The organism is Paenibacillus ferrarius (assembly GCF_002027705.1).
In the GTDB taxonomy this organism is placed as follows: Bacteria; Bacillota; Bacilli; order Paenibacillales; family NBRC-103111; genus Paenibacillus_E; species Paenibacillus_E ferrarius.
On sequence record NZ_MBTG01000016.1, the window covers coordinates 124,378 to 149,143 of the forward strand.

Here is a 24,766-nt window from a genome sequence, read left to right on the forward strand (position 1 = left end):
CCTCTTCTTTATTCCACCCATGTTAATAAGTTTAATGTTAACAATCCTGTACACCGCAGTCAACCAGCAGCATCACGATCTATTCAAATATTTTTCATATTTTTAATTTGTTCCGTATCAATCTCATGCAGCGGATTATTATTCATCCGTACCCCTCTGCCGAAATGAATCTCTTTAACACCTGTCGCTTGAAGGAAAGCGGGAATTGCACTTACTGTCAATCCACTCCCGGCCAAAATACGCAGGTGAGAATGGTCCGTTTGCTTAACAAGCTGTCTGATTTCTTCTTGCGCATCAAGCACATTTGGCTTACCTCCAGAGGTGAGCACACGGTCAATTTGGCTATAAGCTAGAAGTTCCTCTAGAGCCTTCTCTAGATTGCTTGCTTCGTCAAATGCCCGATGAAAAGTTACGGATAACCCTTCAGCCTCATCCAATAATCGGCGCAGCGCCTCATGATCGATCCCACGCTCTGAGGTTAGCGCCCCAAGTACAATGCCATGGGCGCCAATCCGTTTCACTGTCTGTATATCTTTGATCATCACACTCAGATCTCGCTGGTCATAACAAAAAGATTGGCTATGCGGGCGAATCATCACTTGAACAGGTATAGTCGTGCTGTGCACAACCTCGTCAATTAAGCCGCAGCTAGGCGTTAACCCACCCTCTAGAATGCCAGTTATTAGTTCAATACGATCTGCACCGCTCTGTTCGGCCAACACAGCATCCCTCACTGTAGTTGCAATAACTTCCAACAGCATAATTCTCCCTCCTCCCAATTGAAATTGTTATCCTTTGACTGCACCCTCAGTAAGGCCTGATACGATGTATTTTTGGGCAAAAGCGAACATAATCACAACCGGAATCAAAGATAAAATACCCGCTGCGCTCATTTGCCCCCAGTTAATATCAAATTTCTGCACAAAACTGCTTAGTCCTACAGGGACTGTTTTGGTGCTTTCGCTATTCGTAAACATAACCCCGAAAAACAAATCATTCCACGCGCCCGTAAATGCGAATACAAGCGTAGCAACAATTCCCGGCCGCATAATGGGCAGAATAATTCGGATCATCGTTTGAAACTTGTTGCACCCGTCAATAAGAGCTGCTTCCTCGAGGGATACAGGAATTCTCTGAAAGAAACTGGACATCGTCAGTAAGCAAAATGGAATGTTCATGGCCGTATACGTAATAATCAACGAAGGGAGCTTATTTAACAAGTGCAGCTGGCTGAATGAAATGAAAAGCGGAACTAGAATGACCATCACAGGAATCATTTGAGTAGCCAAAAAAGAAATAAGAAATACCTTTTTGCCTCGAAATGAATATCTAGCCATACTATAACCGCCTAGAATAGATACAAGCAACACCAGGATTGAACTGCTCATACTTACGATAAAACTGTTCATAAAATAGTGCGGAAAGTTGGAATTCTGAAAAGTATCCACATAGTTCGAAAAAGTTAAATTTTGCGGCCACAGCGTTAGTTTACCGCTATAAATTTCCTGTCTATCCTTGAGAGAAGTGACCAACATCCAATAAAACGGAAACAAAGCACCAATTAGAAACAATGTTAACGCAAAAACTCGAGAAACTGTCGGGGTTGCATTACGAACATAGGAGACCATTAGAAATCACCTGCATCATCATATTTAGTCGCTTTCAAGAAAATTAACGTATAAAGAATAAGAATCGCCAACATCATAATTCCCAAAGCGGAGGCTTGCCCGTAGTCAGTCGTATAGAAGATTTTATTAAATATATAGGAAGGCAAGTTATGAGAAGTATTCGCTGGCCCTCCGTTAGTCATGATGTAAATCAAATCGGCGGAATTGAATACCCAAATCACTCGGAGCAGCAAAGTAATAATAATCGTCGGTTTGATATAAGGAATCGTAACTCGAAATAGTTTGGTCATTCGGCCTGCCCCATCGATATCAGCAGATTCATAGATATCTTTAGGTACGTTTTGTAGAGCAGCAAGAATCATAATTCCGAAAAAAGGCACTCCATACCATACCATTGCAGCGATGACTGGGAAAATAGAGACATGTGGAATAGCCAAAAAGGGGATGCCTTTTTCCAGAATTCCGAATTTCACCAATAAGTAGTTAATAAGCCCATTCTGTTCATTAAACAACCACTTGAAAATCATCCCGATTAAAAAAGCAGACACAGCCCAAGGCAGAAAGACAATAGATTGGTAGATGTTTTTCCCTTTAAACTGTTTATTTAGCGCTAGTGCCAAAATGAACCCAAGAACGAATTGCAAACCTACCGTGAGGATGACCCAAAGTACGGAATTCCCTAATATTTGAGGGAGATTCTTGTCTTCCAGCAATGATCTGAAATTTTCAAAGCCTGAAAAGTGAATATTGCCCGGCTCAAATAAGACATAATGCATAAAAGCCAGCTTAAGTCCTGATAGTAACGGATAAGCAAAAAAAGCTAGTATAATCAAAACAGCAGGAGCGATTAATAAATAGGGCTCAAATGATTTCCATCTAATTGCTTTTAGCATGCTTTCTCTCCCCGCCTTCTCAATACTTCAGAATAGACAACCGAGGATTCTTCCGCATCCCCGGTTGTCTGTATTCCTTCTAAGGATTTTCCTTCATATAAGCTTGCTGTTCTTTCGTTAGGAAATCCGCAAGATGCTTAACGGTATCCTCGAGCGATTGAGCTTTTGTCAAATATTTCTGCGTTTCTTCCACGGCGAACGTTCCCGTGAATTGACCAAGCTTCGTCAAATGGCTTGGCGGGCCTGCAAACACAATGTTGGAATCCGCCATGGAACCTGCGTACCCAGCAATAGGACCTTTGTTGAAGAACGGATCCTTCAGATTATCTTTGTAAATTGGAATCGTCGAATTTTTGATACTGTACTCCAAATTGTTCTCCGGAGAACTTAAGAATTCGATTAGCTTCCAAGAAGCGTCTTTATTTTGCGATTTGGAGGACATGGCATATGCCGCTGTGTAACCCCAGAAAATATAACGTTTGCCGTCATCTGCTTTGGGCATTGGAACTACATTCCATGTGCCTTCTTTCATATTTTTCTGAGCTGTAGTAATAACCTCTGGCGTTTGATTTAAAATAGCGGTTTGACCGTTCAAGAACCCTTGCACCATCTCATTGAAGCCCCAGTTAACAGACTCCTTCGGAGCATTTCCGTTTAAATAAACGTCATAGAACTTCTTAAAGGCTGCGGCGCCTTCAGGTTTATACAGAATCGATTTGCCATCTTTATCAAACCAACTGTCAGAATGGACTGCCGCCATCACATATTCCATTGCGCGAATAACGCCATTGGCGCCTCCCCTGAAGGAAATACCGTATCTGTTTTTCGCCGAATCCGTGAATTTTTGCGCTAAATTAAAGTAATCATCCCATGTCGCGATAGTCTCAGGCATATTCAGTTCTTTGAACCAGTCGCTTCTTATAAATAAGCCCTGCAGCAAGAATCCATCCGGAATCGCGTAGACATTGCCTTTGAATTTGTTTCTCGCTTGCTTCGTTGCTTCCGTCAAATTATTCAATTGATCCCATTTGTCATAGAAGGGCTGCAGGTTCTCGATATAACCAGCTGAAGCCATCGCTACCAAGGAAGTATCATCAATACTCAATACGTCAGGAAGAATGCCAGCAGCACCCATCGTCATCCATTTCTTGTTCGCGTCATCCCAAGGAACAGACGTATATTCAACTTCGATATTCGGGTTTTTCTCCTGAAATTTCTTCAAAAGTCCCTGCATAAGCGCTGTTCTTTCCTGACTTGGAAGCGGATCAAGGTACGAGATTTTCGCTTTCTTGCCTGTCGTTTCTTTGGCACCTGCGGCTCCAGTGGCTTTGGCCGCTTCATTCTGCCCGCTGTTCGTAGAGCAGCCTGCTAATGCAAAAGTAAGAACAAGACTGGTACATAAGGCTAGAATCGTAGCTTTTTTCTTCATTTTATAACCCCTCCTATAATTTAATCTATGTTATAAAATCTTGCTGAAGATAATTCCTCAACATCATTTAGTAACTAAGCCCTAGGTTTCTATCTCGTTTCTAAAGTAAACACGGCTTTGTTCGTTCCGATAATTTTCTGATTGTCGTTAATCATGTCCGTTGGCGTAAGTTGATACATTCGATCAATCGTCGCTTGGTTGCTATAACCAATCTGCTCAAGGATAGATGCCGTAATAATAGGCCATTCATCCTCGGAACCATCCATTACTTTGAGCGCGAAACCTAGCTTTTCTTTTTTCAAGCCGAAGCAATACACGCCTTTAGCTCCACCCTTAGCGACAATATTGGGATCCATAAGTAAACTGGAGCAAATACGCTCTGAACCGGCAATCATCTCATAATGCTCGTTCATAAGAGCAGTTATTCGGATGACGGCGGATCGAATCTCAATATTTTCAATCACCTCTGGACACGCCAGCTTCATAAAGGCAGTCGCCAAATGCTTAAGAGGAATAGCGAATACTGGAAAACCGCAACCATCCGTACCAATGTGGATCTGTTCTCTAGGACATTCTGATAAGTAAGCGAGCGTGTCTACGATCTCGATTTGAGCAGGATGTTCAGGTTCAAAGTAGCCTTCCGTCTTATATCCCATTGTTTTGCACAAAGCAAGGATGCCAAGATGTTTTCCAGAACAATTATGATAAATCGAACGTTTGGGCTTCTGCGCCCTAAGCATGGCTTCTGAGGCAGGCACGCTTAAGGGGTACGTGGGATGACAGACAAGCGTTTCTTCTCCCACCCCAATTTTGGCAAGCATGGATTCCAGAGCTTCAACATGGAAGGACTCCGCACGATGGGAACCGATCATAATAGCCGTTTCTTTATCAGAAAGCCCGAACTTTCTATCCGCGCCGTGTCTAATGACAGGAATTGCTTGAAATGGTTTGCCGGATGACCTTAAATAAGTCAATGATTCTACATCCCCAACTGTGTACTTAACAGCACCCGAGATGGAGACTCCGCATATATGCCCGCTATGCACGCATTCCAATGCACCTCCACGATACTCTTCAACTAATGTTTTATCCATTCGTCTTCCCCTCTTTGCGTTTAATTTCTTGGTCTAATGTTGTTGCGGGGTAATTGTTCCATACATGTTATTAATTATCGATAAAACGCAACAAAAAAAGCGTAATACCTAAATAAATAAGAAAAATAATCTGTTTTGTCTTTTATTTATTCCAGTGATGTTAATAATTAAATATTAACAACTCCCCTGCCTATTGTCAAACGTTTTTTCATTATTTTGTTAAGTAAACTAACAGGTAGCGCTTTCTCTTTTAAGTACAAGCCATTTAAAGACAATTGTAAAAATAACTCATGTCAACTAAGTTAACTCAATCATTAAATAAGCGCAGCAAAAACCCTCCCAATAATAAGTACTCTCTAGCTTCGCTAGAATTGGGAGGGTTTATTATTCTTTTCGGAACCGCCGAAATTTGATATACACATTCAACCGCTTGCTGCGATCTCCACAGAAGCTTCTTTCAAAGCCTCCTCCAATTCCTGATCAGGACGGCGATCTGAGATTATACGATCCACACCATCCAGCGATGCGAAGGAAAATAAATCCCTCATGCTATATTTCGTATGATCCATAACAATGTTCACTTCGGATGCTTGCTCGATGACAAGCTGTTTGATTTCTGCTTCATGCATATTGGAATTGCTGAAACCATGCTTGACCGATACGCCAGTGGTACCGATAAACACACGGTCAAACGCCATTTTAGCGATGGAACCGGCTGCAATAGGACCGACCAACGTTGACGTTTGATCCAACATCATGCCACCAACTACGATGGTAGAAATTTGCTTTCCCTGAAGCTCAGCAGCAATATTAAGGGCATTCGTAACAACGGTAATGTTCAATTCCGGCTTCAAATATCTGGCTACCTGCAGCGTTGTTGAACCTCCATCCAGAAAAATCGAATCGCCAGAGGCAACAAGCTGTGCAGCTTGCAAGCCAATTCTCATCTTCTCCTCCATCATTAAGCCCGTACGATCCTGCAGCGCAATATCCTTGCCTACGAGAATGGCGCCGCCGAATGTACGCCTAAGCAGTCCCATGAATTCAAGCTTCTCTAGATCCCGGCGCAGCGTCATTTCGGTAACTTCAAATTTATCTTTCAACTCCGCTATTTTAACTTCGCCGTCTAAAGCCATTCGATCCAAAATTTGCTGCTGGCGTTGGTTAATGGTTTGGTTATGTGTCATCTAGAGCCCCCGTTAGTAATCTTCAATGACTCTATTATCGCTATAACTCCCTTGAGGTTCAACCTTAAGTTCTCTTTCAGCGTCTCACCGCAGATTTGTGATGGGGTCCGATCCATAAGCCATCCTCATGCAGGCCCCAATTAGGCAAATTAAGCTTCATTTCACGCTTGGCCCAACCGCCGCTGATTCTGCGCCACACTTCTGTCCCGTCTGGAATGCCGCTTGTTGCATCTGCTCGTTCTACATTGCACGCACCGACGCCAACAGCGGTATGAAGGGTCTCTTCTAACGTTAAGCCCCTCATAAGGCCAAGCAGAAATCCCGCAATTGTACAATCACCAGCGCCCGTCGTTCCCGCGACGTCTACCTTGTAGGTGGAAGTTATCAGCTCGCTATTCGCCCAATTTCCAAGTTGATCTTGCGCCGGCGCGCATAGTCCCATTGCCACAAGACGACTTGCGTCAGAGGTGGTGCGCACATACAAGCCATGTTCTCCTAATTTGAGCCCAACGATTGCAGCTCCCATTTCCAGCAGTTCTTCCGAAATTTCAGAAAGAAGAGCTCCGCTCGCCAAGGGCAAGAGATCCCCGGAGGGAGCCGCTTGCAGCAATTCATCGTAAGTTTCGCGGTGCAGCATATAAAGAATTTCTTCAAAGCTAGGCAGAAACACATCGACATACGGAAGTGCTTTGGCCAAAATAGCGCGCCAATCCGCCTTGCCTGCGTCGGACTCGGGATCAGGCTTAGCTAAATCAAGCGATACGGTCAGCCCGTTGTCCTTCACCTTTTTAAGCAACAAAGCCATTTCATGACCATCGTTTTCATACATTTTGCGCATTAAAGGCGGGTATCCAAAATGAAACAAGCGCGAGCTTTTGAGCTGTTCAGAACTAAGATCCTCCGCCGAGTAGGTATCGTTGGCACCTGTTGCATGCAGGAAGGTTCGGTCTATATGCGGAGGACTAATCACAATGGAATAAGAGCTAATCTCGTTAGGAGACACAATCATGCCATCAACTAATGCCGCGCTATGCTCCCTCAAAATGGTTAGAATAGCTTCACCGAACTGATCCTTTCCGATTTTGCCCATTAGACTTACCTTGCTTCCCAGCTTGTGAAGGGCAATTCCTGTGTTGGAAACTGCCCCTCCCGTTGCAATGACAGCAGGACCTATCTCTACAAGTTTACCTGGAACCAGTAAAGCCCCCATACCTGATTGCTTCTCATAAATAGTCGGTATGATATCCAAGCAGATATGCCCAGCAATGATCACTTCCGCTTCGTTCTGACTCAAAGCTAATCCCTCCAGTTGATCGGTATCGTCTGCCCTGTCCGGTTCGATTCCAATGCGGCTGTAAAAACCTTATGGCTTCCTGCTGCTTCTTCTGGCGTTGCACAGTAGAAAGGCTGCTGCGTATCGCTGCCATGCGCCAGTTCATCACAGAAAGCTGCCCACATTTGGAGAATCGAATCCGAGAAGCCGAATTCAAAGATACCTCCTGTAATCGTGCCGTACGCTGATTTATATGGCGCATCTTCGACATGCCATGCTTGATTTCCGCCTGGTGTATAAGGCAAGGAAGCTACTTGTTTAGGATTCTTGGTCGTAAATTCTGCAGAGAACTCCGTACCTGTAATCCGGATAAACCACGTATTCGCATTGCCTGGAGCAATCCGTTTCGTTGATAGAATCATAGGAAACTGTTGGGCTTCCAGCTCAACGTCACAGGCAAGAATCGCATTGTCCCACGTCTCACAAGGAACCATATTTCCCTTTCCATCCGGTCTTTCGGGTACGATTTTGGACAATAAGGCCCTTACTGACTTCGGCTTCCAGCCATACCGCATAGGCAGGTGCAGAACGTGCATCCCCAAATCCCCCATGCATCCATATTCGCCATTCGTCGCGATTCGCCTTTTCCAGTTAATCACTTTGGTCGGATCAAGATCGCTGGAATGCCAGAAACCCGCTTCGACTTCGATAATTGTACCGAATTTATTCTCTTGCACCCATTGAAAGATTTGCTGAGCCCCCGGATAAAAAGGAAACTCAGAGGAACAACGAACGATGACGTTAGGATGTTTGATAATGGCTTCTGAGATGAGCCGATTGGCTGCCTGATCTATGCCAAAAGGCTTTTCGCCCAGCAAATGCTTGCCTGCTTCGATAATGTCGATGTAGATTTGCGCATGCAGATTGTGCGGAACAGCGCAATAAATAGCATCAACAGAAGGATTAGCAAGAAGCTCCTTATAGTCTGTGTAAGCCGCCTCTACGCTTGCAATGTTATCCTGGAACCACTGCGTAGCAGCCGCATTCGCATCGCATACGGCCACAATCTTTGGTTCAAAATCAACATGGGTCAGATGACACCAGCGGGCTGCCGCGCTAGCGAATTCTTTCCCCATTAAGCCGCAGCCAATAACACCAAAACGAATGATTTTTTTGGACATGTTAGCACGATCTCCTTTGAAATGTTATGAAGTTAAAATAGCAAGAGCCTGCTCTGCGGAATTGCCGTGGTGAACGATGGACATCAAGGCTTTAGTCATGTCGGCCGGATTCGGATGCTGAATGACATTACGGCCATAGACGATGCCTGAAGCGCCTTGCTTCATCAAGGCTGCGGTACGAGTCATAATTTCTTCATCACTTGCTCTCCCGCCGCCGCGCACAAGTACCGGAATTCCGGAAGCTACTTCAATAACCCGGTGATATTCGTCTACATGGTCACAAGGATCTGCTTTAATGACATCCGCGCCCAATTCAACGGCTTGGCGTACGAGGGGTAAAATTTTATGGATATCGCCATCTACCATATAGCCGCCTTTGACGTCATTCGCCAGCATAACCAAAGGTTCTACCATAAGGGGCATGCCGTACTTTTCACATTCTGTTTTTAAAATCGAAACATTGCGAACACATTGATAATGCAGCTCTGGCTGATTTGGCAGCAGCAGCAAATTAACACAGACCGACACAGCGTCGAGTCGGACAGCTTGCTCAATCGCCTTATCGATAAGCTCACTAAACAAGAATCGCGGCAGCTCGCTTCCATAAATATTAGCTGCATCTGTACGAAGCACGAGTCCAGGTTTCTGACTACCCGGGATGGACTGGAGATGTCCAGCCTGCCCAACGCTTAGTTGTATGCAATCGGGACCTGCTTCTACAATCGTTGTGATCGCTTGCTTCATATTCTCAATTCCAGCTAGAAAACCAAACTCATTAAAAAAACCATGATCCACAGCCACATCAAAGCATTTCCCCTGCTCACTAAACATTCGGTTTAATCTTGGTTTAAGTGTCAATGAAAGTCACTCCCTTAAATAATTGTTATTCTACAACGAAATTTAAGTTCGTTAATAACCTTAAATGTTGTTTTATAACATTATAATAAGTTAATTTCGAACATTCGTCTATAGAAAATAAACCACCCGGAATGAATCAGGTGGTTTAAACTAATTTTATAAGGTTTACTTTAGATTGCTTATGTCTATAATGCCGACTTGCAGCACATCCTGCGCATCCGAAAATGTGAAGGCAATCTTCCGGCTGTCCGGACTAAAGGACGGATGAGGATGTCCTGGATGCATCCCACGGCATGGCAGCTCGCATAACAGGGTGGACTGTTTCGTAGCCGTGTTGATCAGCACGATTTTGGAAATGCCTGGCTCCTGTGTATCTGCGGCCGCATGCTTGCCATCAGGACTGATGCCAACATGCCAATACCGATAATCTCCGTTAATGAACTCGCTATGCTCGCCCTGCCGATCTACGAAATACACACCTGTAGGTTGATCCGGACTATGCGGATATTTCACGAAATACAGCCCGCTCCCGTCGAACGCCCACATTTCGTGACCGACATACTCGACAGGCAGTCCGCTCTCCGCTCTTTTTTGCAAAAAGAGATTGCGCATGTCTCCAGTACGCGTATCAACCACCCAGAGCCGATCCGGAATCTGCTCCGTTGCGCCCTCATGCGAGAAGAACACTTGCTGCGGATCGACCGGATTGATCATGGCATGATTCGCCACCGGATAAGGCTCTTCAAACCGCGGACGAGCTGCTTCGCGCACCTCACCGCTGACCGAATTCACCGTGCCGATTACCCAATCGGCTTCCTGAGACTCAGCACCCTCGGACGGATGAAGCGCCTCCTTCCAATACACGCCTAGCATCTTGCCGTCATTCGTTATCGACAAGGGCCCAAAGAACGTGCAGTGCTCTTCCAGCTTGCAAATCGTACGCCGCTGCCCGCTCCATGCATCAATTGCGTATAGCTCATTTTTGTCCAACAAATATAAAATATCATCGCTCGAAACAGCCCCGCTTCCCCAAATCCGGCCTTCCTCCAGCACCTGCCTATGACCCGTTTCCGTATCGAAACGCACGATATTGCCCTTCCACGTCTCCCGGTCCATGTCCGTATACGCAATGAGATGCCGGCTGTTCGACAACCAGGACATCGCCGTAAAATAAAGATGCCCTGTATCGCCTGCTTCTGAGCCTAGTGCGAGGATCGGCAGCCCTGTGATTGTATCTGTAAATGATGTTTGCTTTAGCATCGTCCGTACCTCCTGTTGCCTTATTATTCGGTGGAATCGCCTGTATTAGCAGCGCCCTCTGCTCCTCTGAGCAGCGCCTGCTCCCGTTCCCGATATTCGCCTGGGGTAAATCCCGTGCTTTTCTTGAAAATTCGCACGAAGCTGTTGACATTCGTGTAGCCGACCGCCCCTGATACATCTCGGATCAGCATATCGCTGCCGGCGAGCAGCTCCTTCGCCTTGCTCATGCGAATATCCATCAAATAATCGATGAAATTTCTTTCCGTTTGCTCCTTGAAAATGCGGCTCACATGCGACACACTCAGCTTGAACTCGCTTGCCAAATAATTCAATGACAAATCGCTGTGCATATAATGGGCGTCAATGAAAGCGGTGATCCGCTCAACAACGTCGTTTCGATCTCGATTGCTGCGTCTCTCATCAATTAGCCCTGCATAGCGGCCAAGCTGCTCGATGACGTAGTCCGACAACTCATGGATGCTTTCATATTGGCTCAACAGATCGAATAGCCGATGCGACGGCGCCTCCTCGAGCAGCGACGGATCAATCTCGCCTACCGTCTTGGCTGCCTTCATCATAAAATGCACCACAAGCTGGCGAATCATATCAGGCGCAGCGCCGCTGCCAGCCATCTCGCCGAACCAACGCTCCGTCTGCTTCGTCATCTTCTCGCCATCGGTCATCCGCAGCGAGTCAACGATCCCATCGGTCATGCCAAGCAAGCGCATAAATTCTCCGCTCGCCGGCTCCCGGATATCCTCACTGGATATAATTGAATTGCCGCCGAGTATCATTTTGTACGACAGTGCCGACATCGCATCGTGATAGGAATGCTGCAGCGCGCCCAAATCTTGCGTCATGCGGCCGAGCCCAATTGAGATCGTCTGTTTGAACTGTTCTTCCACATAGCTCTTGATCATTTCGGCAACCGCCAATGCCCGCAGCAGATTCGCCTCGCCGTTATCTTCGTCAAAGCTGATCACAATAACCACCATACCGTCCCGCGCTTCAATGGCGATTCCCCGGTACTCGGTGTTGATCATCTCCTCCGCCACATTACAGAGGGCGTAGCTGTATAAATGAAGATCCTCAGGAGTCGCTATCGCGGACTTTCCATCGAACTGGGCAGCCATTGCGATATATTGCACCGCGTGCAGCGGAAAGCCGATTGCTTCAAGGCTGGGCAGCAGTTCGCCCGGATTTTTGCGCGCGCCGATCAGCGCGTCCATCACCAGCCGCCATTTGATAACTGGCTGTGTTTCGCGCATTTGCCTGTACATACGATTGCTGTCTTCCAATATGTACGACAAGGAAACTTCGATGCCGCTGAATTCATCGTCTGCCGCATACTCGCTTCTTCTTTCATTGCCGCTATACGCCTGCAGCTGTTTCGTCACATTCGAGAGGACCCTGTTCACAGGCCGGAACATCCAGCTGTTCAGTACAACTGCCATGCCCGCTGCCAACAGCAGCAAAATAATCGAAATGCCAAACATTGTGTTCCGCACCTGAACCAGCGGCTTGCTGAGCTCAGAATCGGATACCACGCTTACAATTTCCCAGCCCGTATACGGACTTTTCATATAAAAGACGGTTCTGTTGATCCCATTCATTTTGGTACGGAACTGCCCTTCATCCCGCTTAGTCATTTCATTGGACCAAAGCACCTCGCCTGCAGGCGTGCCGATCAACGATTTATCGGAATGACTGAGCACAGTGCCTTGCTCGTCTGTCAGAAACAAGTACCCCAGAGAAGGATCTATCGCATTTTTGATCAGATTGTAGACGGAACGCTCATCAACATTGAACGCAACTGCGCCCTTTCGGTATCCTTCGCCATGTGTCAGCGGATAGGAGCGAATGAGCGTCATGACGTTCTGCCGAATCTTACCCGTTTCATCGATAGACACCTTTCGCGTACCGATCCATTGATAAAAGCCTTTGTAGCTTTCGAACTCACGAATCCATTGATAATCAAGGCCCGGCTCCGCCGTCTGAAACGGATTCGTCTGTGACCAGCGCTTTTTCGCATAGGAGTACAAATCGATGGAAAAAATAGTATCGTTGCTCAGCAGCATATCTCCGATCCGGTTGTTGATCGTGATGGTATCCTGCTGATCCGCAGCATCATCCTCCATGAACGTCCGCATATCCCGGCTGCGTAGAAATTGCATCGTTTCCGAGTCGATCCCTTTCAGCACCAACAGCAGTTTATCATTGACCTCGTGGAGCAGCGACATATTCGTTCGCTCGACTTCTGCCTGAAGATGATCGGTCGTGATGAAATAAGACAGGCCTGCTGTCGAAACAATACATAGGCTCAAAAAAAGTAAAATGATCGACATAGCGCGCTTCGAACGGCTTCTCTTTTGTCGCCAAAACATGCCTCTGCCCCCTCGAGTTCTCGACAATTGCTACTGCGAGTTATTTGAAATTTGCTTTATTTTTTTCATACCATTCTTGGGCAATTTGATCTGCCTTGTCGCCGCCAGCGCTTTTGTATTCTTTACGTATCATCTCAAGCGCTTGCTCTGGCGTAATATCGCCTTTGACGATCGCTCTTGTGCGAATCTCGACCAGCTTCAGCTCGACGCTCGCCAGCACATTGCTGATTTCCGGCGAATTCGGGGAGAACGGAATATCCCGACGGAACGGCACGCTTAGCGCTGTCTTCATCGCTTCAACGTTCAGCTTCGCCCAGCGCTGCGAAAGCGGATCCGGTGCGGCTTTAACCATCAAATCCTCCAGCTTGAACGTCTTCGCATCATTTCTTAGGATCGCATACTCTCCGGCATAGGCAACTTCCTTCTTATATTTGTCCGCATCCAGCACCTGAGGAACGCCATTCACTAATTTGAAATGCGTGTTCTCAATACCGTTTGCCAGTGTGTACCAGCCTTTATCCAGCAGCCAGTCGAGATATTGGATTGCTGCCTTCGGATTTTTCATATCTTTATTGAACGCCACATAAATATTGGCTGGCGTTTCTTGGTAAGCGCCAAACTTGCCGTACTTCGTTGCGAAAGCCGGTAACGGCACCGGGTTCGCATCCGGGAAATTCTTCATCAGATCCTTCATATAGGTGTCGATGCCATTGCCAACGCTGCCGATCAGGATGCCTGATTTACCTTGCGCCCAGTCCGCCATCATCTTCTGGCTATTTTTATCCGTCATATATTCCTTATCAATGTATCCGTTCTCATATAGCTTGCGCTCGAAGCTAATTGCACCCACATTGCGGTCAACGAGCCTCGAATTAACCATTTTACCGCCCTCGAGGTACCATTGCGTGCTATGTGTCGCATAGAGGCCAGCGATCACGTTAGGCCAGACATACATCGATACGACAGGTGCGTTCGTATTCCCGGACAACCCTTTCTCTTTGAAGGCCTTGGTCACGGCAAAAAACTCTTCCTCTGTCGTTGGCGCCTTCATGCCTACCTTGTCCAGCCAATCCTGACGAATCCACATGCCGCCATTGGCTATGCCATTCATTGGCCTCTTCGTTGTAATCCCATATATTTTGCCGTCAAATGTCATAAGCGGCTTCAGGTCTGGATTTTCATTGATATAATTTTTAATGACACTGCTGTATTGATTGATGTATTCATCAATCGGTTGAACGACGCCCTGTGAGACAAGCGTACCGATATAATTGCGGTCATAATCCCAGATTAAATCAGGTGCTTCACCTGAGGCAATCAGTGTATTCAGCTTATCCTGCGCCTGGTTGCGGGGAACCGGCACATATTTGACCTGAACGCCCGATTGCTCCTGAATCCACTTGGTCCAGCGATTCTGTTCATAGGAGCCTTCTTCTGCGGCAACGGCGCCGCGGTCGTACATCGCAACGCTAACGGCCTTCGGCAGCTTATCGTATTTATCTCCCGCCTTGCCTGCTGCGGATGGAGCTGGACTGCTGCTTGCTCCTTCCTCCGCCTTGCTGCAGCCGGTTAAAGCCGCTCCCAACGTCATGGCCAAAATCGTGGAGCCTAACACCCATCTTTTTGTTCTCTTCATACAATGACCTCCCACATGGATTGATTATATCACAAGGCGTTTGGCGCCATTATGACTAGCGATAAGACAATCTGCGTTCAACAAGCTAGCCTTTGACAGAGCCCATTAAAACGCCTTTCACGAAATACTTTTGCAGAAACGGATAAATAATCAGAATCGGCAGCGAAGCCAGCATCGCGGCTCCCGCACGAACGCCTTCCGGAGGCAGCGCGTTGTTCGCGTTCGCCAAATCTCCGACCAGCAGGGCGGGATCGAGGTTGTCGATCATTTGGTAGAGCTTCACCATCAAAGACATTTGGGTTGAGCTTTTGATAAAAATAAGCACGTTGTAATACGCATTCCACCACCCCACCGCATAGAAAAGCGTCAAGGCTGCGATAACCGGAAGCGCCAGCGGTAGAACGATACGCACAAGTACGACCCAGTCTTTCGCCCCGTCGATGGCTGCCGACTCCTCAAGCTCTCCCGGCAAACCCTCGAAGAAGGTCTTCAAGACGAAAAAGTTGTACGTGCTGAGAAGGCCTGGCAGCCAAAGCGACCAATACGTATTCATAAGCCCCAAGCTTTTAATAAGCAGAAACTGTGGGATCAGCCCTCCGCTGAACAACATCGTAAAAATAATCATGCCAAGCACCAGTCCCCGTCCGCGCAGATCCATTTTGGACAGCGGATAAGCGGCCATGATGGTAACCAGCATATTTAGCGTGGTGCCAACAACCGTCATTAGAACCGTATTTTTCATCGCCATGAACAGCTGTCCGTCATCAATCAAGTTGCGATAGGCATCCCATGTGAACTGTTTGGGCCAAATTGAAACACTTCCGGCACGTATGGCCTCACCCGAACTAAGGGAAACAGCCAGCACATTCAGAAACGGAAATAACGTCGAGAACGTGCATATCGCTAAAATGAAATAAAGCAGTACGCGGGGCACGCGTTCTTTCCAATTGGCCATCCGCAGCCCCTCCTTTCGGTATTTATATTTACTGCCAGCCATACGCTCCGCTACCATAACGCTCGCTCTCCCATCGCCCGAATAACGCGATTCACCAGAAGCACAAGCACCAAGCCGACGAGGGATTGGACCAATCCAATCGCGGTCGTGTAGCTGTATTGCAGATTGACCAGACCAAGTCTGTAAATGTACGTACTCATCACGTCGGAAACGCTGGTCACCATCGGATTGGTCAGCGCCCAGATGTGCTCGAAGCCCACGTCGAACATGCGGCCCATCTGCAGAACCAGCATGAGCGCGATCGTGCTTCGGATGCCTGGAAGCGTTACATGCCAGATCTGCCGCAGCTTGCCGCCGCCGTCCATACGGGCCGCTTCATACAGATGTGGATCAATGCTGGACATTGCTGCCAAATAAAGAATCGTACTGAATCCTGCATCCCGCCATATACCGGAGAACACATAAACAAAGGGCCACCAAAAAGTGTTGCCCATAAAATAGATCGGTTCAAGCCCGAACGCCTTCAGCACATAATTGACAAACCCGCTGCCTGGGGAAAGCAGTCCGATAACGATCGTGCCGAGAATAATCCATGATAAAAAATGCGGCAAGTAAAGCAGGTTCTGCACCACTCGCTTGTACCATTCCACCCGGATTTCGTTCAGCATAATGGCGAGCGCGATCGGCACAGGAAAGCCAAAAACCAATCCATATAGATTCAACAGGAGTGTATTGCGTACAATCTTCAACAGCTCAGTGCTGTGCAGCAGCCGGGTGAACTGGTCCAGCCCCACCCATTTGCTGCCCCAAATACCGTCAGCTAAGCGAAAATCCTTAAACGCAATGATCTCCCCGTATAAGGGGAAATACTTGAATATGATGAAGTAAGCGATTACCGGCAGGAGCAGCATATAGAGAAACGGTCTGCGCTTTAGATCTCTCCATAACGATCTCCGTGATGTCATCTGTTTGGCATGACCGGTGACTGGGGCATCTACGGCTGGTTGTGCAAGCATACTTCGTTCACCTTCCTTTCTGTTTGTCAGCCTCTTGCTGCGATTCGGCTTGAATCCAACATAACAACCGGCGACTTCTCTGGAAATCTCCACTTTTTGCGACCTCATGCATCCTTTGATCGGAGGCATACACCTTTTTTGATCCTCTATGCCATTGATGATAAAACCCAGGCAAATGGCGCCTGGGTTGGGAAGGGGAGGCTATTATGAGTAAGCGTAACGAAATGCGGATATCTGGGGAGTGCGGCGAGTTGCAGCTAGATGCTGCGATGTGTGCGAGTTCGGCGGTTGAGCGAGTGCGGCGAGTTGCAGCTAGGTGCTGCGATGTGTGCGAGTGCGGCGGGTTGCGGCTAAGTGCTGCGTTGTGTGCGAGTGCGGCGGGTTGCAACGACAGTGCAACAACTTGCAGCGGCGTTCAGCGGCTTCCAACCACTTGCTTCTCGGAAAGCCTGCGATAATGCATCTTTTTTCATGCTGAAATAGCCTTTAACAATGAATTCCTGCAATTATGCATGCTTTTGAAGCCTTTCTCTAACTTTAGGACGGGAAAGCTTAAAAAGCCTGCATTTTTGCAGGAATTTCCGTTTTTCGAGGCTATTTGCTTAAAAAAGCCTGCACTTTTGCAGGTTTTGCCACTTAGAAGACTCAGTTGGACCTATACGCCCCCAATCAATGGGAGCATGGAAGCAGAAATTTCCGATTTAGCCCCAGTGGAGCGGCTTCAACACTGAAACTGCTTATGAGATAGCCTCAAATGTGCCGCGGCATCGTAGTTGAACAGAGTCCAGAAAGCAGAACCAGCATTGCGATACTCAGAATCTTTCTCCGACAGGTCTCCAACTCCATCACACTCCATCTACTACAAGCCATACATCCAACTCCATCACACTCCATCTACCACAAGCCATACACCCAACTCCATCACACTCCATCTACCACAAGCCATACATCCAACTCCATCACACTCCATCTACCACAAGCCATACATCCAACTCCATCACAAATCCATCTACCACAAGCCATACATCCAACTCCATCACACTCCATCTACAGCTAGCCATACATCCAACTCCATCACACTCCATCTACCACAAGCCATACATCCAACTCCACCACACTCCATCTACCACAAGCCATACATCCAACTCCATCACACTCCATCTACCACAAGCCATACATCCAACTCCATCACACTCTATCTACTACAAGCCATACACTCACCTCCATCACACTCCATCTACCACAAGCCATACACCCAACTCCATCACATCTCATATACAACAAGCCATACATCCAACTCCATCACACTCCATCTACCACAAGCCATACATCCAACTCCATCACACTCCATCTACTACAAGCCATACACCCAGCTCATTCACATCCCATCTACAGCTAGCCCACCATCCCCTCCGACAAGTCATATCCCGCTCAAAATACAAAGAAAACCCGCATCATCCATGAAGGATAATGCGGGTTTCTCTTTGCGTCTAATGACCTACCATAATTGGAATTTCTGCGCCATCCTTGGAGTCGCCTTCCGCTCTCTTCGGCTTCTTAAGCATAAGTCCAAGCAGGCCGCCAACAACAGCGATACCGAGCAGAATTAAGAATGTGTAGCCAAAGGAAGAAGCATACAAGTCTAAATCCGGCTTTTGTTTGCCTGATTCGATCATGACATTTTTCATTTTGGTTGTGAATATCGTCATCAAGATCGCAATGGCGAAGGACATCATCACTTGCTGCGCAGCGTTGGTGAGTGACGTTACACGTCCAACCAAATTCTGCGGTGCGGATTGGATCAGATGGTTATTCAGCGGCATCATGAACAGTCCCATTCCCGCGCCTAGCAGTGCAAGCGGAAGCATAACGGTGCCTACCCCTGAATCGCCAGAAATATTGGATAGCAATAAAGCAGAAATTGTTGTAAGTGCCATACCCGCCAATACAAGCGGACGCGCTCCGAAGCGATCTGACAATTTGCCGCCGATTGGCATAAACAAACCGGATGCCAGTGCTTGCGGCAGCATGATTAGTCCGGTTTTGAGCGGGCTATAGCCATGCGCCTGTTGTAAATACAGCGGAACAAGGAACATCGTTCCGAACATCGCAATCTGTGAAATCCATTGCACAATGATTCCTTTGGTGAAATTGCCTGAGCGGAATACGCGAAGCTCGAGCAGTGGATTATCGCGTCTTAATTCCACGATAACGAATAAAATAAGAGCAACGATACCTACGGCAGATCCGATCAGCGTTTCCGGTGCTGTCCATGTGGATTTCCCGGTAACCGGGTCAATACCCCCACTGGAAACGCCATATACCAGAGCTGCGAAGGCGATAGGCCCTAACAGCATGCCAAGTAAATCCAAGGATGCAACTGACTGCCTTTGAATATTCGGCAGCGTACGAATTCCGAGGATAATCCCGATGACACCAATAGGGAGGTTAATCAGGAAAATCCACTGCCAGCTGTGGTATTCTACTAACCAGCCTGCAACGACAGGTCCAAGCGCAGGACCTAACAAGATAGGAATACCCATCATGCCCATAACAGCCCCTACTTTCCCCGGTGGAGAAAGGCGATAAATGAACGCCATGGCAATCGGCACAACAACACCGCCGCCTAAGCCTTGGATGATACGGAATGTAATCAACATTTCAACCGTATTTGCCAAAGCACATAGGCCCGAGCCAATCGTGAACAGACCTACGGAGATCAGAAATATTTTCTTGGCGCCAAATCTGTCGGAAAGCCAGCCCGCTAACGGAATGACCGCGGCTTGCGCCAGCGCATATCCGATTACGGTCCATTGTACCAAGGACAAGTTCAGTAATTTGAATTCTTCCTGCAGCTTGGGAAGAGCAACGTTAACCGCCGTTCCATCCAAAATAACCATGAAAATCCCAACAACAATTGCGATCAATGGTCCTAAAATGCTGCGCATTGAAAACGGAGCTTCTTTTTCTGCTAATGATTTATCTGAAGACATGTGTTCCCTCCATCCGATTAAAGCATCCTTCTCTGTCTGTCTGTCTCTGTCTCTCCCTTGTCATATTACGGACAATTGTCCGTAATACCATGATGCTAACGAAATATGCATCATTTGTCAATGCGGCCCTAAAGTCTTCGGGACCGGTCCTTGGGTAAAGGAAAACGCCCCCACCTCGCGGCTTGCTTAGTCGGGTTTAATTCTAGAGATATGATTAGTCTTTACAAAAAACATATGAACTTAATCAAGCAGCGCTTTAGTCAGCCGCTCCCCAATAATTTAAAAAAGCTGACACCGGTTAAATACCGATGCCAGCTTGCTTGATTTTTATCGTTATTGAATAGCCGTCTCAAGCGCGACAACGATCATGTCGTTAAACGTCGTTTGACGTTCTTCCGCCGTTGTGTCCGCTTCGCCACTAAACAAGTGGTCGCTTACCGTAAGAATGGACAAGGCTTTAGCTTGATGCTTCGCAGCTAGTGTATATAACGCCGAAGACTCCATCTCGACAGCAAGGACGCCATATTCAGCCAATTTTTTGACAGGTTCCATGCTTTCTCTATAGAAAGTATCAGCCGTAAGGATATTCCCTACTTTGACCGATAATTGTTTGTCCAAGCTGGCTTGGTAGGCTTTCCTCAGCAGATCAAAATCCGCACTAGGAGCAAAGCTGAACCCTGGGAATAGCAGCTGGTTGGCACTCGAATCCGTGCTTGCAGTCATCGCGATGATCACATCACGAACCTTAACATCTTGCTGAATACCCCCACATGTACCTACACGAATCAGTTGTTTGGCTCCATACTCGCAAAGCAATTCCGTGACATAGATGGAAATAGAGGGCACACCCATGCCAGTCCCTTGAACGGAGATTCTTTTTCCTTTATACACGCCCGTAAACCCGAGCATACCTCTGACCTCATTATAACAGTGCACATCCTGTAGAAATGTTTCTGCGATATATTTCGCGCGTAAAGGATCACCTGGCAATAGGATAGATTCGGCAATCTCACCTGATTTAGCATTAATATGAATACTCATTCGCAAACCGCTACTCCAAAAATAAAGTAACGGTATTCACCTCCATAGTCATTAATTTATCATTCGTTCCTCAACTACTATATCAGACTTCCGGGAATCTTTGGTGGATAATCTCGCACAAACTAAGGCCAATAGGACGAAAGCAACACCCACCCACGCATTATAATAAACGGAAGATTGCTCAATAACAATACCGCCGATCGCTGACCCTAGCGCAATTCCCACATGGGATGCTGAACTGTTGAAGCTTTGTTGAATGTCCGAAGACTCCGGTGCTAATTGAATCAAATAACTTTGTAAAGCCGGAGTAATAGACCAGCTAAGCAAGCTCCATAGGATCATAACAATAACGCTAGTGTAAATCGAAACTGTCGCCAATGGCATAAGAACCATCATCACGGCAAAACTGCTTACAATAAAAAATATGCTTTTTTTCGGTCCGAATCGGTCGGTAATCCAGCCGCCAATTCCACCCCCGGAGACCGCTGCAATGCCGAATAGGAAGTAAAATAAGCTGATGGATGATGGCCCCAGATGCAGTACTTCCTGTAGAAAGGGTGTTAAATAGGCATACAGCGTTAAATGTCCAGTTAGCATCAAAATAGAGATCATATGCGTGAATATGATTCTTTTGTTTTTCAAAGAGGCGAGCTGCTGTCGCAGTGGAATCGACACCGTTGCCGGTGTCCGCGGCAAGCCCATTTTGATCAGCACAAACGACATAATGGAAAGAATCGCTATCATCACAAAAGGAGCGCGCCAGCCAAATTGGTGGCCAAGCAGCAATCCGAGCGGAACGCCCAACACCAACGAGCCGCTTACCCCCATATATATGACCCCGATAGCTCTGGCTCTGTACTGCACCTCAACGATCTGCGAAGCCAGTGTGATGGACAAAATGATAATCAGCGAGCTGCTTGCCGCGGAAAGAATTCGCGCAGACAACAAAATCAAATAGCTCGTGCTCACAATTGAAATAATATTCCCCACAATAAAAACAAATATGGCAATCAGATAAAGTTTTTTCCGTTCAACCTTTACCGTAACGGCTTGCAGCAGCGGTCCTGTGAGCGCAAAGGTCAGGGAATACAAGGTTATCAGCTGACCTGCCGCACTAATTGAAATATGCAAATCCGTTGAAATCAGGTCGAGAATACCTCCAACAATCAATTCCACTGTCCCTGTCACAAAACAAGCAATGGCCAAGATGAATACTTTATAATTCACTTCTACCTATCTCCTCCTCTTCCGATGGCTTCTATCCTTGGTTCTAAATCAAGATTCATCTGAAAAAAACAAAAAAATCCTGATTACAAAAAAAGGGCAGAATACACGCTTTCTTCGTAATCAGGATTTTACGGTTCCTGGTAGAGACCCTCAAACCATATCATTGAGGTTATACGGTATGGAATTTATTTAGCAATAATAGTATGGGGTGAATAAAAAGTCAATCAATTATTTTGAAGGAAGCATCACATTGAAAAGGCTAAACGACAATATCTATGGTAAAATTGACAAAAAAGCATGTTTAGGTGACCAATGATGCAAAATTTAACCGACCAAGAAATGAAATGGGTCCGAAAAGTTTGGATTTCCTACTGGTATATAATTGGCGTACAATTTGTGGCTCAGCTTTTCTCCTATCTATTTTTGCCCTACGATGCCCAAGCCGTTGAATTTTATTTCTATGTCCTGCTCTACCCGACTCTCAAAATGAGTCTAACCGTAAGCCTCGGCTGGGTCGTCAATAAAGCCATGAAAAAGTATTCCTTCCATACGCTATTAATCGCCGGTACGATTTTAGCTATCCTTATCATCAAGTTAAACACGGACATTCGTATTATTTCGGCTCTTTTTTTACTGCCGATTTTTGTTTCCGTCATTTTTTATCGCATTCGATTAACTTTGTTCTCTGCCATTTTACAACTGGTCGGGTTTCTCTTTGTATACATTACAGACGAAAGTTACCGCAACCACTTATCTAACTTCGATGTAGTTGCGATCCCCTGCTTTCTTGGTCTATGCACATTGCTTGCTTCTATCATTATGATCAGAGGGCGTGAACTACAGGAAGCCTTGCGGCACACAATGACAGCGAAGCAAGAATTAATGATTCAATATGCCGTTATACGTAAGCAAGCTAAGATGGATTCACTCACTAATTTGTATAATCAAGCATCTTTCTATGAACATTTCGACATAGCCATGGCATATGGGGGCGATCGCAGTTCCTCATTTTTTCTTGCTTTAATAGACATCGACAACTTCAAAACCATCAATGATACATACGGGCATCTAGTTGGAGATGTTGTCCTTGCACGCGTCGCCAAAGTCATCAAAGAAACAATTACACCGAACGATATTGCTGCACGATACGGAGGCGAAGAATTTGCCCTCCTGTTGTTTGAAACCAACTTCGATAAAGCGCTTAAGCTTGTCGAAACGATTCGGGCCACCGTGTTCAGCTTGCAGCATGAGGAGATGGCTGGAACAAGCGTAACCATCAGCATAGGAATCACAAGCTATGAACCTGCGATGAGCAAAGAAGCCCTCTTTGAGAGGGCTGACATCAATCTATACAAAGCCAAACGTACCGGTAAAAATAAAATCGTCACCTAACCACTTACATTTATACCGAACCGCTCACGAGGCGTCCTTGATACCAGACCGCCTGGCGAGCTGCTCGCCGCGCGACCGCTTCCGCCGAGCAGCTTGCTTGTACCAAAACAAAGCTAGCTGTATCCCCGACCTTCGGTCACACTTGCACGCCTTCAGACTTCTTGATTCGAACAAACCCGATTCCTGCCATCCATTTTGGCCTTATACAGCGCCTTATCTGCTTGCTCAATAAGCTCTTCCTTCGTATCTGGATATGTCGCAGCCCCGATTGAAACTGTAATCTGGATTCCATGACCATCATGAAGGACGAATTCATGTTTGCTGATGGCACTTCGGATACGATTCCCAACGACCAGCGCGTGCTTGTGCGGCAGATCATAAAGCAAGACGGAAAACTCCTCTCCTCCATTCCTCGACACGATATCAAAAGAACGTGAGGTCTCTTTCAATAATTTGCCAAACTGCTTTAACACGATATCCCCATTTGAATGTCCGTATGTATCATTGATCTTCTTGAAATGGTCAATATCTATCATCAGCAAGGACAAGGTTTCATTCTTCTCCATTGCTTTCTCCATCGAAGCATTGAACACCTCATCAAATGTTCGATGGTTATTTAATTCTGTTAGGAAATCAAAGGTTGCAGCCCTTTCCATCCGTTGAAAATGGGATTTCGCTTTGATAAGAAAGGCCGTCAAATGCCCAGAAATTAATCCTCCAATCGTCATCATAATCATATAAATGACCACCGGCAAAGTACCCTTCATTCCCATGTTTATGTAAAACGCAATGGCTGTCAGAACATTACAGACAATGAGCGCATAAATCCATTTTCTCCAAAATGTCAATTTCATCATACATATAACACCAAGCACTGCCGCAATGACAATGGTAGTGGAAGCGGCTACAATCGCTGAATGGCTGATGACACCAAAATACAACAACCTCATTAGGGAGATAATCAAGCCCGTGATAAGGGAAGCATAAATACCTCCGAAAAGCGCTGAGAATACAACGGCAAGCTGTCTAAAATCGAGAATTGTTCCATCAAATTCAACAGTAAAGACCATTAATATACTCCCTAACAGACCAGCGACTAAACCTAACAGAACTTTCGTGCTCCATGACGCACTCGCATCCAGATTCCTGTTCTTAAAGATAATTTGGCTCGTTAGAAACAAATAAGCTGTAACTATGGCGAAATTGGCAATCAAATCTTGAAATGTACCAAGTATAGTGTTAGTCATATAGCCACCCCCTTTTTCTATCTTAGCACCAACATGTCAAGAGTTTATTAGGTTGTGGCTGTCTTTTTCACA

Annotated in this window: 20 protein-coding genes, 1 pseudogene and 1 riboswitch; of the genes and pseudogenes, 2 read left to right on the plus strand and 19 right to left on the minus strand. The window is 46.4% G+C overall.

The window, feature by feature from the left end; all coding sequences use genetic code 11:
• Window positions 1-83 precede the first annotated feature (83 nt).
• The 14 genes from BC351_RS18860 to BC351_RS18925 all read right to left on the minus strand — a co-directional run bounded on the left by BC351_RS18860 (window position 84) and on the right by BC351_RS18925 (window position 16,887).
• Window positions 84-761, minus strand: coding sequence for a copper homeostasis protein CutC (locus tag BC351_RS18860; RefSeq protein WP_079414288.1), 678 nt, complete (start codon window positions 759-761; stop codon window positions 84-86).
• A 27-nt stretch (window positions 762-788) separates the two neighbouring features.
• Window positions 789-1,628 carry a carbohydrate ABC transporter permease gene (locus BC351_RS18865; protein WP_079414289.1) on the minus strand — a complete coding sequence of 280 codons (840 nt, stop codon included), beginning with the start codon at window positions 1,626-1,628 and terminating at the stop codon, window positions 789-791.
• On the minus strand, window positions 1,628-2,521 hold the full coding sequence (locus BC351_RS18870; RefSeq protein WP_079414290.1) for a carbohydrate ABC transporter permease: 894 nt from the start codon (window positions 2,519-2,521) through the stop codon (window positions 1,628-1,630). Before BC351_RS18870 ends, BC351_RS18865 begins: the two co-directional genes overlap by 1 nt.
• Before the next feature lie 79 nt (window positions 2,522-2,600).
• Window positions 2,601-3,950: an ABC transporter substrate-binding protein gene (locus BC351_RS18875; protein ID WP_079414291.1), complete on the minus strand. Its 1,350-nt coding sequence runs from the start codon at window positions 3,948-3,950 to the stop codon at window positions 2,601-2,603.
• A gap of 89 nt (window positions 3,951-4,039) precedes the next feature.
• Window positions 4,040-5,044 (minus strand): asparaginase, encoded by a 1,005-nt coding sequence (locus BC351_RS18880; protein WP_079414292.1) that lies wholly within the window; start codon window positions 5,042-5,044, stop codon window positions 4,040-4,042.
• A gap of 422 nt (window positions 5,045-5,466) precedes the next feature.
• Window positions 5,467-6,231 (minus strand): DeoR/GlpR family DNA-binding transcription regulator, encoded by a 765-nt coding sequence (locus BC351_RS18885; RefSeq protein WP_079414293.1) that lies wholly within the window; start codon window positions 6,229-6,231, stop codon window positions 5,467-5,469.
• Window positions 6,232-6,307: 76 nt separating this feature from the next.
• The gene (locus BC351_RS18890) at window positions 6,308-7,525 is read right to left on the minus strand and encodes a carbohydrate kinase family protein (RefSeq protein ID WP_079414294.1); all 1,218 of its coding nucleotides are present in this window, start codon (window positions 7,523-7,525) and stop codon (window positions 6,308-6,310) included.
• Window positions 7,526-7,527: 2 nt separating this feature from the next.
• Complete coding sequence (locus tag BC351_RS18895; RefSeq protein WP_079414295.1) at window positions 7,528-8,685, minus strand: Gfo/Idh/MocA family protein; 1,158 nt, start codon at window positions 8,683-8,685, stop codon at window positions 7,528-7,530.
• A gap of 24 nt (window positions 8,686-8,709) precedes the next feature.
• Window positions 8,710-9,543: a class I fructose-bisphosphate aldolase gene (locus BC351_RS18900; protein WP_244209088.1), complete on the minus strand. Its 834-nt coding sequence runs from the start codon at window positions 9,541-9,543 to the stop codon at window positions 8,710-8,712.
• 165 nt (window positions 9,544-9,708) lie between these two features.
• Entirely contained in the window at window positions 9,709-10,803 is a 1,095-nt protein-coding gene (locus BC351_RS18905) for a TolB family protein (protein WP_079414297.1), read from the minus strand.
• Between the two features lie 23 nt (window positions 10,804-10,826).
• Window positions 10,827-13,187 carry a helix-turn-helix domain-containing protein gene (locus BC351_RS18910; RefSeq protein WP_079414298.1) on the minus strand — a complete coding sequence of 787 codons (2,361 nt, stop codon included), beginning with the start codon at window positions 13,185-13,187 and terminating at the stop codon, window positions 10,827-10,829.
• Between the two features lie 40 nt (window positions 13,188-13,227).
• The gene (locus BC351_RS18915) at window positions 13,228-14,823 is read right to left on the minus strand and encodes an extracellular solute-binding protein (RefSeq protein ID WP_079414299.1); all 1,596 of its coding nucleotides are present in this window, start codon (window positions 14,821-14,823) and stop codon (window positions 13,228-13,230) included.
• A gap of 85 nt (window positions 14,824-14,908) precedes the next feature.
• Window positions 14,909-15,778, minus strand: a complete 870-nt coding sequence (locus BC351_RS18920) for a carbohydrate ABC transporter permease (RefSeq protein WP_079414349.1) — start codon at window positions 15,776-15,778, stop codon at window positions 14,909-14,911.
• A 50-nt stretch (window positions 15,779-15,828) separates the two neighbouring features.
• Window positions 15,829-16,887, minus strand: coding sequence for an ABC transporter permease (locus BC351_RS18925; RefSeq protein ID WP_244209089.1), 1,059 nt, complete (start codon window positions 16,885-16,887; stop codon window positions 15,829-15,831).
• Between the two features lie 113 nt (window positions 16,888-17,000).
• Between BC351_RS18925 and BC351_RS41640 the strand changes: the two genes are divergently transcribed.
• Complete coding sequence (locus BC351_RS41640) at window positions 17,001-17,252, plus strand: hypothetical protein (RefSeq protein ID WP_144028453.1); 252 nt, start codon at window positions 17,001-17,003, stop codon at window positions 17,250-17,252.
• Window positions 17,253-18,284: 1,032 nt separating this feature from the next.
• On the opposite strand, the gene BC351_RS18930 is transcribed toward BC351_RS41640, so the two are convergent.
• The 3 genes from BC351_RS18930 to BC351_RS18940 form a co-directional block, all read right to left on the minus strand.
• On the minus strand, window positions 18,285-19,787 hold the full coding sequence (locus tag BC351_RS18930; RefSeq protein ID WP_079414300.1) for an MDR family MFS transporter: 1,503 nt from the start codon (window positions 19,785-19,787) through the stop codon (window positions 18,285-18,287).
• 333 nt (window positions 19,788-20,120) lie between these two features.
• Entirely contained in the window at window positions 20,121-20,828 is a 708-nt protein-coding gene (deoD, locus tag BC351_RS18935; protein ID WP_079414301.1) for a purine-nucleoside phosphorylase, read from the minus strand.
• Window positions 20,829-20,879: 51 nt separating this feature from the next.
• Window positions 20,880-22,055, minus strand: coding sequence for an MFS transporter (locus tag BC351_RS18940; RefSeq protein ID WP_079414302.1), 1,176 nt, complete (start codon window positions 22,053-22,055; stop codon window positions 20,880-20,882).
• A 97-nt stretch (window positions 22,056-22,152) separates the two neighbouring features.
• Window positions 22,153-22,252: riboswitch (purine riboswitch) on the minus strand.
• Between the two features lie 115 nt (window positions 22,253-22,367).
• Here BC351_RS18940 and BC351_RS18945 point away from each other — a divergent pair.
• Window positions 22,368-23,447, plus strand: a complete 1,080-nt coding sequence (locus BC351_RS18945; RefSeq protein ID WP_244209090.1) for a GGDEF domain-containing protein — start codon at window positions 22,368-22,370, stop codon at window positions 23,445-23,447.
• Window positions 23,448-23,457: 10 nt separating this feature from the next.
• Here the strand turns inward: BC351_RS18945 and BC351_RS43475 are convergent.
• Window positions 23,458-23,583, minus strand: a pseudogene (locus BC351_RS43475) (deaminase); the annotation flags it as partial.
• A gap of 16 nt (window positions 23,584-23,599) precedes the next feature.
• Window positions 23,600-24,694 (minus strand): GGDEF domain-containing protein, encoded by a 1,095-nt coding sequence (locus tag BC351_RS18955; protein WP_079414303.1) that lies wholly within the window; start codon window positions 24,692-24,694, stop codon window positions 23,600-23,602.
• Between the last annotated feature and the right edge of the window lie 72 nt (window positions 24,695-24,766).

Coding starts and splice junctions, on each gene's coding strand:
- BC351_RS18955 (WP_079414303.1), bottom strand. CDS start 24,694: ATGACTAACACTATACTTGGTACATTTCAAGATTTGATTGCCAATTTC.
- BC351_RS18875 (WP_079414291.1), bottom strand. CDS start 3,950: ATGAAGAAAAAAGCTACGATTCTAGCCTTATGTACCAGTCTTGTTCTT.
- BC351_RS18905 (WP_079414297.1), bottom strand. CDS start 10,803: ATGCTAAAGCAAACATCATTTACAGATACAATCACAGGGCTGCCGATC.
- BC351_RS18860 (WP_079414288.1), bottom strand. CDS start 761: ATGCTGTTGGAAGTTATTGCAACTACAGTGAGGGATGCTGTGTTGGCC.
- BC351_RS18870 (WP_079414290.1), bottom strand. CDS start 2,521: ATGCTAAAAGCAATTAGATGGAAATCATTTGAGCCCTATTTATTAATC.
- BC351_RS18915 (WP_079414299.1), bottom strand. CDS start 14,823: ATGAAGAGAACAAAAAGATGGGTGTTAGGCTCCACGATTTTGGCCATG.
- BC351_RS18945 (WP_244209090.1), top strand. CDS start 22,368: ATGATGCAAAATTTAACCGACCAAGAAATGAAATGGGTCCGAAAAGTT.
- deoD (WP_079414301.1), bottom strand. CDS start 20,828: ATGAGTATTCATATTAATGCTAAATCAGGTGAGATTGCCGAATCTATC.
- BC351_RS18920 (WP_079414349.1), bottom strand. CDS start 15,778: ATGGCCAATTGGAAAGAACGCGTGCCCCGCGTACTGCTTTATTTCATT.
- BC351_RS18880 (WP_079414292.1), bottom strand. CDS start 5,044: ATGGATAAAACATTAGTTGAAGAGTATCGTGGAGGTGCATTGGAATGC.
- BC351_RS18865 (WP_079414289.1), bottom strand. CDS start 1,628: ATGGTCTCCTATGTTCGTAATGCAACCCCGACAGTTTCTCGAGTTTTT.
- BC351_RS18885 (WP_079414293.1), bottom strand. CDS start 6,231: ATGACACATAACCAAACCATTAACCAACGCCAGCAGCAAATTTTGGAT.
- BC351_RS18930 (WP_079414300.1), bottom strand. CDS start 19,787: ATGTCTTCAGATAAATCATTAGCAGAAAAAGAAGCTCCGTTTTCAATG.
- BC351_RS18910 (WP_079414298.1), bottom strand. CDS start 13,187: ATGTTTTGGCGACAAAAGAGAAGCCGTTCGAAGCGCGCTATGTCGATC.
- BC351_RS18895 (WP_079414295.1), bottom strand. CDS start 8,685: ATGTCCAAAAAAATCATTCGTTTTGGTGTTATTGGCTGCGGCTTAATG.
- BC351_RS41640 (WP_144028453.1), top strand. CDS start 17,001: ATGAGTAAGCGTAACGAAATGCGGATATCTGGGGAGTGCGGCGAGTTG.